Source organism: Brachymonas denitrificans (assembly GCF_907163135.1).
In the GTDB taxonomy this organism is placed as follows: domain Bacteria; phylum Pseudomonadota; class Gammaproteobacteria; order Burkholderiales; family Burkholderiaceae_C; genus Brachymonas; species Brachymonas denitrificans_A.
The window spans coordinates 192005-206773 of the sequence record NZ_CAJQUA010000001.1 but is presented as its reverse complement, the minus strand read 5'-3'; the positions used below and the strand labels follow the sequence as shown (position 1 = coordinate 206773).

Here is a 14769-nt window from a genome sequence, read left to right as displayed (position 1 = left end):
CCACAACCGCCCGCCTGATCGCAGCCGGGCGGTTGCCATTTCTGGCATCGACTGTTCTTCTGACGTCTTACCGATTTCGTGGCCATCCGTTTCAAGAGCCTGGGCAGCGGCAGCGCCGGCAATGCCACGCTGGTGGAGTCCACCGAGGGCCTGCATACCAGCCGCCTGCTGATCGACTGCGGCATGTCGCCGCGCCAGCTCACGCTGCGCCTGCAGCAGGCCGGCGTGGAACCCGGGCAACTCACGGCGATTTTCATCACCCACGAGCACAGCGACCATATCGGCTGTGCGCCAGTCTTCGCGGCACGCCACCGCATTCCGGTGTGGATGAGCCGCGGCACCCACGCCGCCGTCGGCCGACCCGAATCACTCGATGACCTGCTGCACTTTGCCCGCGACGGCGAGGCCATCGACCTCGGCAGCATGCTGGTGCAGCCTTTTACCGTGCCGCACGATGCGCGCGAGCCCCTGCAGCTGCTGTGCTCGGACGGCGACCGCCAGTTGGGCATCGCCACCGACCTGGGCCATGCCAGCGCGCACGTGATCGCCATGCTGGAGCGCTGCCATGCGCTGCTGCTGGAGGCCAACCACGATCCCGACATGCTGGCCGCCTCGCGCTACCCGCCCTTCCTGAAGCGGCGCGTGGCGGGGGATTTCGGTCACCTGAGCAATGCCGCGGCAGCGGCACTGGCGCAGCGCATCAACCACGCCGCGCTGGGCCACGTGCTGGCCGCCCACCTGAGCGAACGCAACAATCTGCCCGAACTGGCCTCGCTGGCCCTGACGGCCGCCCTGGGCCGCTCGCAGGACGAGGTGATGCTGGCCACCGCGGCTGAAGGCAGCATCTGGCTGACGGTATAAACGGGATGGCGCCTTTGCCACCCGCCTGACAAACTTCCTTACAAAACCACGCCATCTGCATGTCCCGCCTGGGCCCAAGTGCCATACAGACTTCGTACACTTGAGTCCATGACTGCTTCCCTTCCGCTTTTTGGAGCCACTTCCGCCAGCCCCGCGGGGTTTTCCGCCTCTGCCGACGACCTGCACGCCCTGCTCGAACAGCAGCAGGCTGCCCACCATGCCGATCCGCTGCCTTCGCTGCGCCAGCGCCTGGAGCGGCTGGACCGCCTGCAGCGCATGCTGGAGCACACCAGCCAGATCTTCATCGATGCGATTTCGGCCGACTTCGGCCACCGCTCGGCCCACGAAACCCGCATGGCCGAGATCCTGGTGGTCGAGCTGGAGCTGCGACACTCGCGCAAGCACCTGGGACGCTGGATGAAGCCGCGCCGCATGCCCACTGCCATGAGCTACCTGCCGGGCAGCAACCGCCTGATGCCACAGCCGCTGGGCGTGGTCGGCGTGGTTTCGCCCTGGAACTATCCGCTGCAACTGGCCCTGGCCCCTGCCCTGGGAGCGCTGGCCGCTGGCAATCGGGTGATGATCAAGCCGTCCGAACTGACGCCGCGTTTCTCGGCGGAACTGCAGCAGGCCATTGGCAAATACTTTGCCGCCAACGAAATGACGGTGGTGCTGGGCGATGCCGAAGTGGGCAAGGCCTTCGTCCAACTGCCTTTCGATCACCTGCTGTTCACCGGCTCCACCGCCGTGGGCCGCCAGGTAGCCAAGGCGGCAGCCCGCAACCTGACTCCGGTCACGCTGGAGCTGGGCGGCAAGTCGCCGGCCCTGATCGACCTCTCGGCCGACATGGCGCTCAGCGCCGACCGCATTGCCGCCGGCAAGTTGCTCAACGCCGGCCAGACCTGTGTCGCACCCGACTATGTGCTGGTGCACCGCAGCCAGCAGGATGCCTTTGTCGAGGCCTATACCCGGGCCGTGCGCCGTCTCTATCCCGCCATTGGCGACAACCCCGATTACACCTGCATCATCAGCCAGAAGCATTTCGGTCGCCTGGTGGGCATGCTGGAACAGGCGCATCAGGGCGGCGCGCAGATCGTGCCACTGGGTGATACCGATATGGCACAGCGCAAGCTGGCTCCCTGTCTGGTGCTGCAGCCACAGGCAGACATGCAGCTGATGCAGGAAGAGATCTTCGGCCCCATCCTGCCGGTGGTTGTCTATGACAACGCCGAGCAGGCCATCGAACTCATTCGTCAGGGCGATCACCCGCTGGCACTGTACTGGTTCGGCAACGATCACCATGCGCGCGACAAGGTGCTGGAGCAGACCCTGTCCGGCGGCGTCACCATCAATGACTGCCTGTACCACCTGACACAGCAATCCCAGCCTTTCGGCGGCGTAGGCGCCAGCGGCATGGGTGCCTACCATGGCGAGTGGGGCTTCAATACCTTCAGCAAACTCAAGCCGGTGTTCGCACAGTCGCGCCACAGCGGCACGCGCTGGCTGCAACCGCCGTACGGCGAGCGTTTCGAGAAAGTGATGCGCCTGCTCAAACGTTACGGTTGAGTACGGCAGTCCGGCGTGCTGTTGCGCGGAGCAAACAAGCACGCATATACAAATGATAATGGTTTTTATTTGTATACAATGGCAACCTGATACCGGGCCGGCAGGCCCGGCATCGCGTTAGCCAGCCACACTGCCGCGCGCCGCGCAGACATAGCCAGCAAGTTGTTCCCTCCGCATTTCCTTTGCGGCTATGACCCAAGATTCTTCATCGCGACGCGCCGCCATCGCGCCTTCCTCCCCGGCTCGCAAGGTCGTCCCCCTCGGGGCCGCCCTGCTGCTTGGCAGCCTGGGCACTTCCACCCTCGCACAGACGACCCCTTCCGGAGATGCCACTCTGCCCACGGTGGAAGTGCGCGAGGCGGCCCTCGTCCCGGAAGGCAAGGACACGCTGCGCGCCGCTACCGCCCACATCGGCAAGGGCAAGCAGAAGCTCCGCGACATTCCCCAATCCGTCACTGTCGTGACCGAAAAGCTGATCGACGACCGGCAACTCGATACTGTCAAGGAAGTCTTGAAGAACACCGCCGGCGTCACCTTCCAGGCCGGCGAAACCGGCGAGGAGGACATCCGCCTGCGCGGCTTCTCGCTCGCCGCCAGCGGCGACATCTTCGTGGACGGCATGCGCGATCCGGCGTTCTACGACCGCGACACCTTCAACATGGACCAGGTGGAAGTGCTGCGGGGTTCTGCCTCCATGCTGTTCGGCCGGGGCTCGACCGGCGGCGCAGTGAACCAGGTCAACAAGCTGCCGCGTCTGATTGACGAAAACGAGGTGTCCGCCACCATCGGCAGCGGCGGCCGTGTGCGCGTGACCGGCGACTTCAACAAGCAGACCGGCGAGAACCAGGCCCTGCGCATCAACGTCATGGGCGACCGCGCCAGCGAGAACGGCATCGGCGCCAGGGAAAACAAGAAAGGCATTGCCGCCGCCTACCGCTGGGGTATCGGCACGCAGGACGAGTTCCTGGTGAACCTCTTCCATCTGGACAACCGCAACGGCATCAACTACGGTCTGCCTTACTTGCTGCCGGCGAATCCGTCCGGCGCGTCCGATCGCAAGCTGCTGCCGGTGGATCCGAAGAACAACTACGCCATGGCGAGCGACCGCAACCATAGCAAGGCCACGCTGCTGGGGCTGTCGCACACCCACCGTTTCGATGATGGCGGCGAGTTGACCACGCGTGTGCGCAAGGGCCGGTTCGAGCGCGACATCCGCTCCAGCGCCATCGGCTTTGCCGACCGCAGCACCGACGAGACCACGTTCGGCAACGCGTCTGCGCTGATGCGCCGTCCCAAGTTCAAGATTCAGGACGTGGACACGCTGCACGCCCAGAGCGACTACACCAACAAGTTCCGTACCGGCAGCGTCGAGCACAGCATCACGGCCGGCGTCGATTTCGGGCGCGAGGAAAAGGATGTCTACTCACCGCTGAGCACGGGCGACAAGCCCGGCACCACCATCGGCACGCCGGCGGATGGCGCATGGATCAACGAGGACGCGCGCCCGCTGTACCGCTCCAGCCACTATCGCTCCAATGCCTTTGGCGCCTATGTGCAGGACGTGGCCCAGGTGGCGCCACACTGGAAACTGGTGGGCGGCCTGCGCTATGACCATCTCAAGGGCGACTACGAAACCTACACCGCCACCGGCAACACCAGTCGCTACCAGATGAAGGTGTCCGAGTGGAGCCATCGCCTGGGGGTGCTGTACCAGCCGACGGAAAGCCAGTCCTACCATCTGTCCTACGGCACCTCATTCAACACCTCGGGCGATACCTATTCCCTCAACGCCAGCAATGCCGGCATCGCCCCGGAAAAAAGCCGCAACATCGAACTGGGGGCGCGCTTCGACAGCCCGAACAAGCAGTTCAGCACGCGCGTGGCGCTGTTTCACTCGACCAAGTACAACGAGCGTAACACCGATCCCGACCTGCCCGTGGCCAACCTGAGCGGCCAGCGCCACACCGCCGGTCTGGAAATGGACATCACCGGGCGCATCACGCCGAAGTGGGAAATCTACGCTTCCTACATGTACCTGCCGGTCGCCAAGGTGGACAAGGCCGCGCCCTGCCCCGCCACCGGCAGCTGCAGCCAGAACCAGCCCGGCGAGCGCGTGGGCGAGCGCCCGGGTCTGACGCCCAAGCACAGCGGCACGGTATGGACGACCTACCAGTTCCATCCGAAATGGCGCGCCGGCGCCGGCGTGAACTTCCGCAGCAGCCAGAAGCCGGTGCTGTCGGACATCAAGGTGCCGGGTTACGCCACCTATGACCTGATGGCCGAATACCGCCACAGCGATGCCCTGAGCTTCAGGGCCAACGTCAGCAACCTGACCAACAAGCACCATGCCGCGGAGCTGTATCGCGGCTTCTACGTACCAGGTGCCGGCCGCAGCTACGCGCTGACCGCCACGCTGAAGTTCTGACCCCCCTGCCGCCGCTTCGTTTCGGAGCGGTGGCTTTTGTTCCTGTACCGCCATGCTCGTCACCCTCGATTCCGTGCTGTCTGCTACCGACATCGCCCGCCTGCGTCCGCTGCTGGACGCCGCCCCCTGGACAGACGGACAGCGCACCGCCGGAAGCCAGGCACGTCACGTCAAGCACAATGACCAGCTGCCTTCCGATTGTGAAACCGCCGCGGCCGTGCGCCAGGCCGTGCTGCAAGCGCTGGACTGTCATGCGCGCTTCTTCAGCGCCGCACTGCCGAAAAAGGTGTTCACCCCGCGCATCAACCGCTATCAGGGGAGCGGGCACTACGGCATGCATTACGACAATGCCGTCCTGCGCCGCGCCGACGGGCAGCAGGTGCGCTCCGACGTTTCCTGCACGGTGTTCCTGAACGAGCCGGACGAATACGAAGGTGGCGAACTGGTGATTCACGACACCTACGGCGAGCAGCGCGTGAAGCTTGCTGCCGGCAGTGCGGTCCTGTATCCCGGCACCAGCCTGCACGAGGTGCGACCGGTCACGCAAGGGCAGCGCCTGGCCTGCTTCTTCTGGATCGAAAGCATGGTCCGCAGCGACCCCCAACGCGCACTGCTGCACGAGCTGGACATGGCGATCACCAGCCTGCGCGCGCAGCACGGCGAAACGCCGCAAACGCACACGCTGACCGGCACTTATCACAACCTGCTGCGCATGTGGGCGGACACCTGATGACTGGCTCCATTCCGCTGCCCCGCATCGACGCATTGCCGCCGGATCTGGTGACTCCTGCCGACTTCGAGCGCCACGCGCTCGCCACGCTCGATCCCGCGGTCGCTGCCTATTTTCTGGGCGGAGCGGCTGACCAGCACACCCTGCGCGCCAACCATCGCGCCTGGAGCGATCTGCCATTGCAGCCACGCGTGCTGCGCACTTTGGCCGGCAGCCATACCCGGACCGTGTTGTCCGGCCGCACGATCGACTGGCCGGTGCTGCTGGCACCCGTCGCACACCAGTGTCTCGCGCACCCGGATGGAGAAATCGCGACGGCCCACGCCGCGCTCGCCTGTGCCACCGGCATGGTGCTGAGCACCCAGTCCAGCGTCACGGTGGAAGACATCCGCGCCATTCTTCACTCGGAAGGCACTGCCAGCGCACCGCCGCTCTGGTTCCAGCTCTATTGGCAGCACGGTCGCGCACACACCCGGGCCCTGGTCCGGCGCGCCGAAGCGGCCGGTTGTGAAGCTCTGGTGCTGACCGTCGATGCACCGGTGCAAGGCGTACGCGATCTGGAGCGGCGCACCGGTTTTCGCGTGCCGGCGCAGTTTCCCGCCCCCCATTTGCATGATCTGCTTGCTCTGCCGGCAACCGCAGCAGACCGTCCCCCCGGCGGCCTGTGCCATGGCCTGGCCGCGCTGGCCCCCGACTGGGACGATGTGCAGTGGCTGTTGCAGCAAACACAGCTGCCCGTCTGGCTCAAGGGCATTACCCACCCCGAGGACGCGCAACTGGCCCGCGAGCTGGGAGCCACCGGCATCGTCGTCAGCAACCATGGCGGACGCACGCTGGACACCCTGCCTGCCACGGCCACCCTGCTGCCAGCCATACGCACCGCCGTCGGCTCCGGCTACCCCGTTCTGGTGGATGGCGGCATCCGCCGCGGCACAGATGTCTTCAAGGCGCTGGCCCTGGGCGCCAAGGCAGTCCTGATCGGACGGCCGCAAATCCATGGCCTGGCAGCGGCCGGAGCCGTCGGCGTCACCAGCATGCTGCGCCAGTTGCGCGACGAGTTCGAAGCCTGCATGACGCTCTGCGGCTGCGCTTCTGTCGACGACATCGGTCTCCGTCACCTTTATACTTCGGCCCCTCCTATCATTGCTAATGATTCTCATTTATAATTCGTGCATCGCTTTCCAAGCCTGAGGAGTTCCACCATGGCCTACAGCCTGTTGATTGCCGCACTGATTGTTGCCCCCGCCTGCTGGCTCATCCTGCGTCCTTGATGTTTCTCCCGCCTCCGCATGTCCTTGCCTCTGTCTTTTTCCGGATCTTCCCGACACGTCCTCGTCAGCACCGGCATCACGCTGCTGCACCTCGTCGTATTCGGGCTACTGGCAGCCCGTGCCACCACGCCTGCCACCCTGCCGGAAGTCACTCCGGTGCAACTGATCGCCCTGGCACCGGAGCCCACACCTGTCGCACTCGCGCCTGAGCCCGCAGCGGCGCCAGCCCTACCCGGAGCGCAGCAGCGCACACAAGCACCCAAACGTCCCGCTCTGCCCAAGCCCGCCGCCAACCCGGAGCGCAAACCCGACCCCGCTCCACGTCCCCGAACACCGGCCCGGGAAGTCCCGGCGCCCGAACCTGGAGCCGTCACAGAGCCCCCGGTCCGGCCCGCACCCGCCGATGGCCGCGCGGACCCTGCTCCGCCTGCCACCGCCCGCGCGGGCGCAGCCAGCACCGGGCTGGATCAGGCCAAAGACGATGTGCCTGCGGCCCCCGCAGTCGAACTGCCCAGCACCCGTGCCAGCTACCTCAACAACCCCAAGCCGCCCTATCCTGCCTCCAGCAAGCGTCTGGGCGAAACCGGCACCGTGCTGCTGCGCGTGCTGGTGGGTGCCGACGGCAGTGCGGAGCGCGTTGCCCTGAAGAAGTCGAGCGGTTTCGACGCCCTGGATTCCTCCGCGCTGGACACCGTGCGCCGCTGGCGCTTCGTGCCTGGCAAGCGCAACGGACTACCCGTTGCCATGGAATACACGGTCCCCATCGCCTTCCGTCTGGAATAACCCCCCTTCCATTTCCCCAAGCGTTTTCCGAAAGGTCGTTTCGAATGACAAGCCCCTCCCCCGTAGCCGCCATGGACCTGTCCCTGCTCTGGACGCAGGGCGACTGGGTCACCCGCAGCGTCGCCCTGCTGCTGCTGGCCATGTCCATTGCCACCTGGAGCGTGATTGCCCTCAAGAGCTGGGATTTGTGGCGTGCGCGCCGCCAGGCCGCAGGCGCCGAGCAGTTCTGGCACAGCGCCAGCCTGCCCGAAGGTATGCGCCACCTGGGCGCGAGCGACAGCCCCTTCCACCAGCTGGCCACCCAGGGCCAGGAAGCCCTCGCCCATCACCGCCAGAATGCCAACGAACTGCACGGCAGCCTGAGCGCCAGCGACTGGATCAGCATGTGCCTGCGCAACAGCATGGACGGCAGTCAGGCGCGCCTGCAGTCCGGCCTGTCCATCCTCGCCTCGATTGGCTCCACCGCCCCCTTCGTCGGCCTGTTCGGCACGGTCTGGGGCATCTATCACGCACTCATGGGCATCAGTGCCAGCGGCGCTGCCACCATCGACAAGGTGGCCGGCCCGATCGGCGAAGCCCTCATCATGACCGCGCTGGGCCTGGCCGTCGCCATTCCTGCCGTGCTGGCCTACAACGCGCTGCTGCGCGGCAACCGCCGCGTGCTGCTCCAGCTGCAGCGTTTCGCGCACGATCTGCACGCCTACCTGATTACCGGCGCACGCGTCGCCAGCAAGGGGTGAGCACATGGCCATGCAGTCCTTCCATCATCCAAATGAAGATGCCGTGATGGGCGAAATCAACATGACCCCGTTGGTGGACGTGATGTTGGTGTTGCTGATCGTCTTCATCATCACCGTGCCGGTGCTGCAGCATGCGGTGCCGCTTTCACTTCCCAGCGCCAACAGCACCCCCGAGCAACTCAAGCCCGACCATATCCAGATCGCCATCGACGCGCAGGGCGGGATGTTCTGGAACGGCCAGCCGGTCTCCGCCGACGCACTGCCGGCACGCATGCGTGCCGAATCGGGCAAGCAGCCGCAGCCGGCGGTACAACTGCGCGCCGACCGCAATGTGCGCTACGACGCCGTGGCGCGCACGCTGGCCGCCGCGCAGCAGGCCGGATTGACCCGGATCGGCTTCGTGACGGAGCCGGTGCGATGAGCGAACTCCCCGCCTGGCCGGAACACAGGCAGCATCCCGAGCCGGCAACACAGGCAACGCTTCCGGTGCCGGCTATGCGCGAGGTGCGTGCCTCGCTGTCTGCCCAGGCCGGGCCGGACACAGACACCCCGCCCTGCTTCGCCAGCAGCGAACTCATGCGAGGTCACCGCACCATCGCCATCCGGCACAATGGCATCACCTACCGCCTGCAGGCGACGCGCCAGGGCAAACTGATCCTGACCAAATAGGGGTCCCGGCAAGGTCGCGCTTACCAATGGAAACCATTGCGCATGGCCGTTTTGTCCACTATTGGCCATGTTTTACGTTACTCTTTGCGATACAAAGGAGTATCACTACATGACACCACCCTCCCACCGCGCAGTATCCCGGTGGCTTGCAGCAACTGGCGTCGCCCTGGTGCTGACGAGCCTGACGGCCTGTGCAGGCCATTCACAACCGGTAGGCCAGACCACTCCGCCCCTGGGCTCCAGCGGGATCGGCATCAGCGGCTCCAGTGACAGCGGCGTGCAGATGTACGGCGTGGTCGACGTCGGGGTGGGCACTACCCGCACCACGGTCAACGGCCGCACCACCACCTCGTCCGGCCTGCGCTGAAACCGGCGCGCAAGCGCTTGAATTCCGTGAAAAAATCCGCATGTATGATGCGGTCTGCCGTTGCGGGATGGTCCCGCTCCGGCAAGCACATCAATTGAATGGAGATTGACCTTATGGACAACCGTCTGCAAACCGGCAACAGCCCCCTCGGTCACAGCTGGGGCCGTGGCAATGCCGTCAGCACGGCCGCCCAGCGCAACCAGGTATTGCGCAACACCTACTGGCTGCTCGCCCTGAGCATGCTGCCCACCGTCCTGGGCGCCTGGATCGGCGTCACCACCGGCATCACGGCCCGCCTCGGCGGCGGCCTGGGTCTGGTGCTGTTCCTGGGCGGCGCCTTCGGCTTCATGTACGCCATCGAGAAGACCAAAAACTCCGGGACCGGCGTGGCCGTGCTGCTGGGTTTCACCTTCTTCATGGGCCTGATGCTCTCGCGCATGCTGTCCGTCGTGCTCGGCATGGGCAATGGCGAACAGATCGTCATGACGGCGTTTGCCGCCACCGCCGGTGTGTTCGGCGTAATGGCCGTGCTGTCCTCCGTCATCAAGCGTGACCTGTCCGGCATGGGCAAGTGGCTGTTCGTGGGCGCCCTGGTGGTGTTCTTCGGCGCCATCGTCAACGTCTTCGTCGGCTCCACCGCCGGCATGATGGCGCTGTCCGTGCTGCTGATCGGCGTGTTCAGCCTGTACATGCTGTACGACCTCAAGCGCATCGTCGACGGCGGCGAGACCAACTACATCAGCGCCACGCTGGCGCTGTATCTGGACATCTACAACGTGTTCCAGGGCTTCCTGGCCATCTTCGGCATTGGTGGCAGCAGCGACTAAGCGCTGACGCACTCAAGACAAAGCCCCTTGCGCCGGATGGCCAAGGGGCTTTTTCGTACCAGTTGACGAGGCAAGCAGGCTACCAGCTGCAAGCGCCTGAATGCACGGCGCATCATCGCCGCCCGCTTCGCTCCTGATCCTGTGTAGCCGCTTCGGTTCAGCGCTGCTCCCGTGCAACGCACATCATGCGCCCTGCCAGTCAGCCAGTCAGCCCCCACGCCCCATCGTGCCGCTCGAACACCGCCATGCTCTCCACATGCGCCGTGTGCGGGAACATGTTGACCACGCCGGCTGCAGCCAGTTTGTAGCCCGCCTGATGCACCAGCAGGCCGGCATCGCGCGCCAGCGTGGCGGGGTTGCAGCTGACGTAGACGATGCGTTTGGGCGGCTGCCAGTCGGCCGGGGCCACGAAGGCGCCTTCCGCGCCCAGGCCGATGCGTTGCTGGTGGATGTCTGCCAGCGCCTTGGACAGCGCAAACGCACCCTCGCGCGGCGGATCGACCAGCCACTTGTCGGCCATACCGTCCTGCACCAGCATCTCCGGCGTCATCTCGAACAGGTTGCGCGCCACGAACTGCGTGGGCGCCAGCGTGCGGCCGTAGACGTTCGGGTTGTTGGCCGCGTAGTTCTCGCGCGAGCGCGCCACCAGCGTCTCGCTGCCTTCGATGCCCAGCACCTCGCGCGCCTGCGTCGCCAGCGGCAGCGTGAAATTGCCCAGGCCGCAGAACCAGTCGATCACGCGTTCCTGCGGCTGCACTTGCAGGCGCTGCAGTGCACGGCTCACCAGCACGCGGTTGATGTGCGGGTTGACCTGCGTGAAATCGGTCGGGCGGAACGGCATGGTGATACCGAACTCGGGCAGGCTGTAGCTGAGTTGCGGCGTGTTCTCGCTGATGCAATGCACCGTATCCGGCCCCTTGGGCTGCAGCCACCACTGCACGCCCGGGTGTGCGGCCGCAAATGCGTGCAGCTTGCCCAGGTCGCCCTCGCTGAGCGGCTCCAGATGGCGCAGCACCAGCGCGGTCACATGGTCGCCGCAGGCCAGTTCGATCTGCGGGCAGGTGTCGCGTGCATCCATGCCGGCGATCAGCGCGCGCAGCGGCAGCAGCAGATCGCTGACGTGCGGCGGCAGGATGGCGCAGCTCTGCATGTCGGCGATGTAGCGGCTCTTGCGCTCGTGGAAGCCGATCAGCACCTCGCCCTTCTTGATCACATGGCGCACCGACAGGCGCGCGCGCCAGCGGTAGCCCCAGTCCGGCCCGTGGATGGGGCGCAGCAGATGGCCGGCCTTGCACTTGCCCAGATGCCAGAGGTTGTCTTCCAGCACGCGCTGCTTCATCGCCACCTGGGCAGCCGGGTGCAGATGCTGCATCTTGCAGCCGCCGCAAGCCCCGGCATGCAGCCCGAAATGCGGACAACGCGGCGTGACGCGCTGGGAGGACTCCTTGTGCACGGCGGTGACCGTGGCTGCTTCCCAGGCGTCCTTCTTGCGGTGGCTGGTGGCGCTGACCCATTCGTAGGGCAAGGCGCCCTCGATGAAGATGACCTTGCCGTCGGCACGCCGTGCGACGCCCTTGGCGTCCAGATCCAGGGCGTGCACCAGCAGCCAGTCGTCCTGCGCGTGCGGCGGGCGTTTGCCGAAATGCGGCAGCAAGGCGGCCAGCTTGTCGCCGGTTCCACCGGCTTGGGCGGAGCCAAGGTCCGATCCGGCAGGAGCTGCGCCCGCCCCGGCACCAACGGGAGGCACCGGCGTAGCCCCGGACGCAGGCATACAGGCAGCCTCGGCGCCAGCAACAGCAGATTCAGAAAGACGGTCGGACTGGGTGCTACTCATGGCATCTATCACTCAAAAAACAAAAACCGCTTCCCGCATCACAAGGCACGGGAAGCGGGCTGGCAGCCTGCAGGCGTAATGCGGATCAGCGCGGCAGGTAGCTCAGCGGATTCACCGTTTTGCCGTTGCGGCGCACTTCAAAGTGCAGCTTCACGCGGTCGGCGTCGGTCTTGCCCATTTCGGCAATGGTCTGGCCCTTCTTCACGTTCTGGTTCTCTTTCACCAGCAGCTTGCTGTTATGGGCGTACACCGTGAGGAAGGTGGTGTTGTGCTTCAGGATCACCAGATTGCCGTAGCCACGCAGGCCGGAGCCGGCGTACATCACGGTGCCGTCGGCTGCCGCGGTGACGGGATCACCCTCGCGGCCACCAATGCCGATGCCCTTGTTCTTCACGTCGTCGAACGGGGTGACGATGGTGCGGCTCTGCGTCGGCCAGGCCAGCGCGATGCTGGCAGCGCCGGCGTCGGACGGCGGCGTGACGCGCGGCGCCGGCGTGGTGCTGGCGGGCGGCGTGACGCGCGGGGCCACCGGCGCGGCGCGGGCCACAGAGCCGGCCGGCGGCTCGATGCGCAGCACCTGGCCTACTTCGATCTGGTCGGGGTTGGGCACCCACTGGCTGTTCCAGCGCACGATGTCGCGCCAGTCGAGATTGTTGTTGCGGGCGATGCTGCGGATGGTTTCACCCGGCTGCACCGAGTAGTAGCCCGGCTTGTTGCGGAATTCGTAGCCCGGCAGCGTGGCCGGATCGACGCGGGGAACGCTAACACCGCCCGTGGAACGGTTCTCGACCGGAGCACGCGGGGAAGAGCCGCAGGCTGCCAGTACTGCAGCAATACCTGCACACACGGCCACGCGGAACAGGCGTCCGCCGAGGCCAGGGCTTTGTTTCAAAGTCATGCAATCCATCCTTGTTGTGCAACCTGGAACAGTACCCCGGATAAAGTCAGGCCAGCCCGAGGGCTGGCAGCAGGGGTACGGGCTATGCCAGTCCGGATTTTAAGGGAACAAAAAACACTGGCTCGAGCACAGTTTGTTGCAAACCGTTCGCCGTCTTGTCGAGCACCACCAGCACCTGGCTTTGCGGGCCGGTGGCCATCGGCGCCACGATGCGCCCGCCCATGGCCAGCTGGTCGACCCAGGCCTGCGGAATGGCCTGCCCGCCGGCCGCGGCAATGATGCCGGCGTAGGGCGCACCGGACTCGAATCCCTGCATGCCGTCGCCCAGCAGCAGGTGGATGTTGGGGATGCGGAACGGGCGCAGGTTGTCGCGTGCCTTTTCGTGCAGGCCCTTGAGCCGCTCGATGCTGTAGACCTCGCTCGCCACCTGGCTCAGCACGCTGGCCTGGTAGCCGCAGCCGGTGCCCACTTCGAGCACGCGGCCCAGTTTGGCATCGCGCGCTTGGCGCTGCATGGCCGGGCTGGACAGCAGCAGTTCGATCATGCGCGCCACCACGCTGGGCTTGGAGATGGTCTGCTGCAGGCCGATCGGCAGGCTGGTGTCGAGATAGGCCTGGCTCAGCAAGGCGCTGTCGACAAAGCAGTGACGCTCCACCGCCAGCATGGCCTGCACCACGCGCGGGTCCTGCAGGCCCTCGGCCTGCAGCTGCTGCACCATGCGGGCGCGCATGGCCGCAGCATTGCCCAGGCCTGTGTTGCCCACGGTACTGCGCGTCTGGACCGGCACCACATGCGGGCGTACCGGTGCGGGGCGCGATTGCTGCATGGCCGTCATGCGGTCGTACTGGCTGGCGTCCAGCGGCAGCGTGGGCACCAGCGGGCCGCTGCCCGGCGGCACCCGGGGCACGGCACGCGGCGCCGGCGGGCGCGCCGGCTGTAACGTATCCGCGCTCCACTGGTTGCGCGCCGGAAAGGTGGGACGCCCCATGACTCAGACTCCTCCGCTTCCCGCATCCGGCGCATGGGCGGCAAAGGCCTGCGCCCAGTAGCCCAGCGCTTCGTGGTCGGTCAGGTCGATCTTGAGCGGCGTGACCGAGACATGGCCGTTGGCGGTGGCGTGGAAGTCCGTGCCCTCGGCATCGTCCTTGACGGCACCGGCATTGCCGATCCAGTACATGGTTTCGCCGCGCGGGTTCTGCTGCGTGATGACGCGTTCGGCCGAATGCCGACGGCCCAGGCGGCACAGGCGCATGGGCTTGAGCTGCTCCAGCGGCAGGTTGGGAATGTTCACGTTCAGCAACCAGGGCGGCGCCATGCCGGGCTGCTCCGGCAGGAAGCGCGCCATGTGCAGCACCAGGCGTTTGGCCGTTTCGGCCGCGGCCTCGATATGCTCCCAGCCCTTTTCTACCTGCGAGAAGGCGATGGCCGGAATGCCAAACAGATAGCCTTCCATGGCGGCGCCCACGGTGCCGGAATAGATGGTGTCGTCCCCCATGTTGGCGCCGTTGTTGATGCCGGAGACCACCAGATCGGGCGGATTGTCCAGCAGGCCGGTGAGCGCGATGTGCACACAATCGGCTGGGGTGCCATTGATGTAGCGGAAGCCGTTGGCAGCCTGCTGCAGGTAGAGCGGCGAGTGCAGCGTGAGTGCGTTGGACTTGGCGCTGTTGTTGTATTCGGGTGCGATCACCTCGACGTCGGCCACGCCGCGCAGCGCCTGGTAGAGCGCCTCGATGCCGGTGGCCTGGTAGCCATCGTCGTTGCAGATAAGGATTTTCATGGCCCGGGAAATTGGGTG

Annotated in this window: 15 protein-coding genes; 11 read left to right on the top strand and 4 right to left on the bottom strand. The window is 65.9% G+C overall.

Translation table 11 applies throughout. The features are described from left to right. The first annotated feature begins 78 nt into the window (after positions 1–78). The 11 genes from KKQ75_RS00950 (at position 79) to KKQ75_RS00900 (ending at position 10239) form a co-directional block, all read left to right on the top strand. Positions 79–861, top strand: a complete 783-nt coding sequence (locus KKQ75_RS00950; protein WP_213358965.1) for an MBL fold metallo-hydrolase — start codon at positions 79–81, stop codon at positions 859–861. A gap of 108 nt (positions 862–969) precedes the next feature. Next, the gene (locus KKQ75_RS00945; protein ID WP_213358952.1) at positions 970–2427 is read left to right on the top strand and encodes a coniferyl aldehyde dehydrogenase; all 1458 of its coding nucleotides are present in this window, start codon (positions 970–972) and stop codon (positions 2425–2427) included. 190 nt (positions 2428–2617) lie between these two features. Then, positions 2618–4852 (top strand): TonB-dependent receptor, encoded by a 2235-nt coding sequence (locus tag KKQ75_RS00940; protein ID WP_213358950.1) that lies wholly within the window; start codon positions 2618–2620, stop codon positions 4850–4852. A gap of 52 nt (positions 4853–4904) precedes the next feature. Further along, a complete protein-coding gene (locus KKQ75_RS00935; RefSeq protein ID WP_213358948.1) occupies positions 4905–5582 on the top strand; it encodes a Fe2+-dependent dioxygenase in 678 nt (225 codons plus the stop codon). Then, complete coding sequence (locus KKQ75_RS00930; RefSeq protein ID WP_213358945.1) at positions 5582–6748, top strand: alpha-hydroxy acid oxidase; 1167 nt, start codon at positions 5582–5584, stop codon at positions 6746–6748. The genes KKQ75_RS00935 and KKQ75_RS00930 overlap by 1 nt, the downstream gene beginning before the upstream one ends. 123 nt (positions 6749–6871) lie before the next feature. Continuing rightward, positions 6872–7636 carry an energy transducer TonB gene (locus tag KKQ75_RS00925; protein WP_213358943.1) on the top strand — a complete coding sequence of 255 codons (765 nt, stop codon included), beginning with the start codon at positions 6872–6874 and terminating at the stop codon, positions 7634–7636. A 44-nt stretch (positions 7637–7680) separates the two neighbouring features. Beyond that, the gene (locus KKQ75_RS00920) at positions 7681–8376 is read left to right on the top strand and encodes a MotA/TolQ/ExbB proton channel family protein (RefSeq protein WP_250130956.1); all 696 of its coding nucleotides are present in this window, start codon (positions 7681–7683) and stop codon (positions 8374–8376) included. Positions 8377–8380: 4 nt separating this feature from the next. Next, the gene (locus KKQ75_RS00915) at positions 8381–8797 is read left to right on the top strand and encodes an ExbD/TolR family protein (protein ID WP_213358937.1); all 417 of its coding nucleotides are present in this window, start codon (positions 8381–8383) and stop codon (positions 8795–8797) included. Next, positions 8794–9045 (top strand): hemin uptake protein HemP, encoded by a 252-nt coding sequence (locus tag KKQ75_RS00910; RefSeq protein WP_250130955.1) that lies wholly within the window; start codon positions 8794–8796, stop codon positions 9043–9045. Before KKQ75_RS00915 ends, KKQ75_RS00910 begins: the two co-directional genes overlap by 4 nt. A 109-nt stretch (positions 9046–9154) precedes the next feature. Further along, complete coding sequence (locus tag KKQ75_RS00905; RefSeq protein WP_213358935.1) at positions 9155–9412, top strand: hypothetical protein; 258 nt, start codon at positions 9155–9157, stop codon at positions 9410–9412. Between the two features lie 113 nt (positions 9413–9525). Then, positions 9526–10239 (top strand): Bax inhibitor-1 family protein, encoded by a 714-nt coding sequence (locus KKQ75_RS00900; protein ID WP_213362603.1) that lies wholly within the window; start codon positions 9526–9528, stop codon positions 10237–10239. A gap of 199 nt (positions 10240–10438) precedes the next feature. Here the strand turns inward: KKQ75_RS00900 and rlmD are convergent, their stop codons facing one another. The 4 genes from rlmD to surE all read right to left on the bottom strand — a co-directional run bounded on the left by rlmD (position 10439) and on the right by surE (position 14751). After that, the gene (gene rlmD / locus KKQ75_RS00895) at positions 10439–12073 is read right to left on the bottom strand and encodes a 23S rRNA (uracil(1939)-C(5))-methyltransferase RlmD (protein ID WP_250130954.1); all 1635 of its coding nucleotides are present in this window, start codon (positions 12071–12073) and stop codon (positions 10439–10441) included. Positions 12074–12158: 85 nt separating this feature from the next. Beyond that, complete coding sequence (locus KKQ75_RS00890) at positions 12159–12971, bottom strand: peptidoglycan DD-metalloendopeptidase family protein (RefSeq protein ID WP_213358933.1); 813 nt, start codon at positions 12969–12971, stop codon at positions 12159–12161. A gap of 82 nt (positions 12972–13053) precedes the next feature. Beyond that, on the bottom strand, positions 13054–13959 hold the full coding sequence (locus tag KKQ75_RS00885) for a protein-L-isoaspartate(D-aspartate) O-methyltransferase (RefSeq protein WP_213358931.1): 906 nt from the start codon (positions 13957–13959) through the stop codon (positions 13054–13056). 3 nt (positions 13960–13962) lie between these two features. After that, positions 13963–14751 (bottom strand): 5'/3'-nucleotidase SurE, encoded by a 789-nt coding sequence (gene surE / locus KKQ75_RS00880; protein ID WP_213358923.1) that lies wholly within the window; start codon positions 14749–14751, stop codon positions 13963–13965. Positions 14752–14769 lie beyond the last annotated feature (18 nt).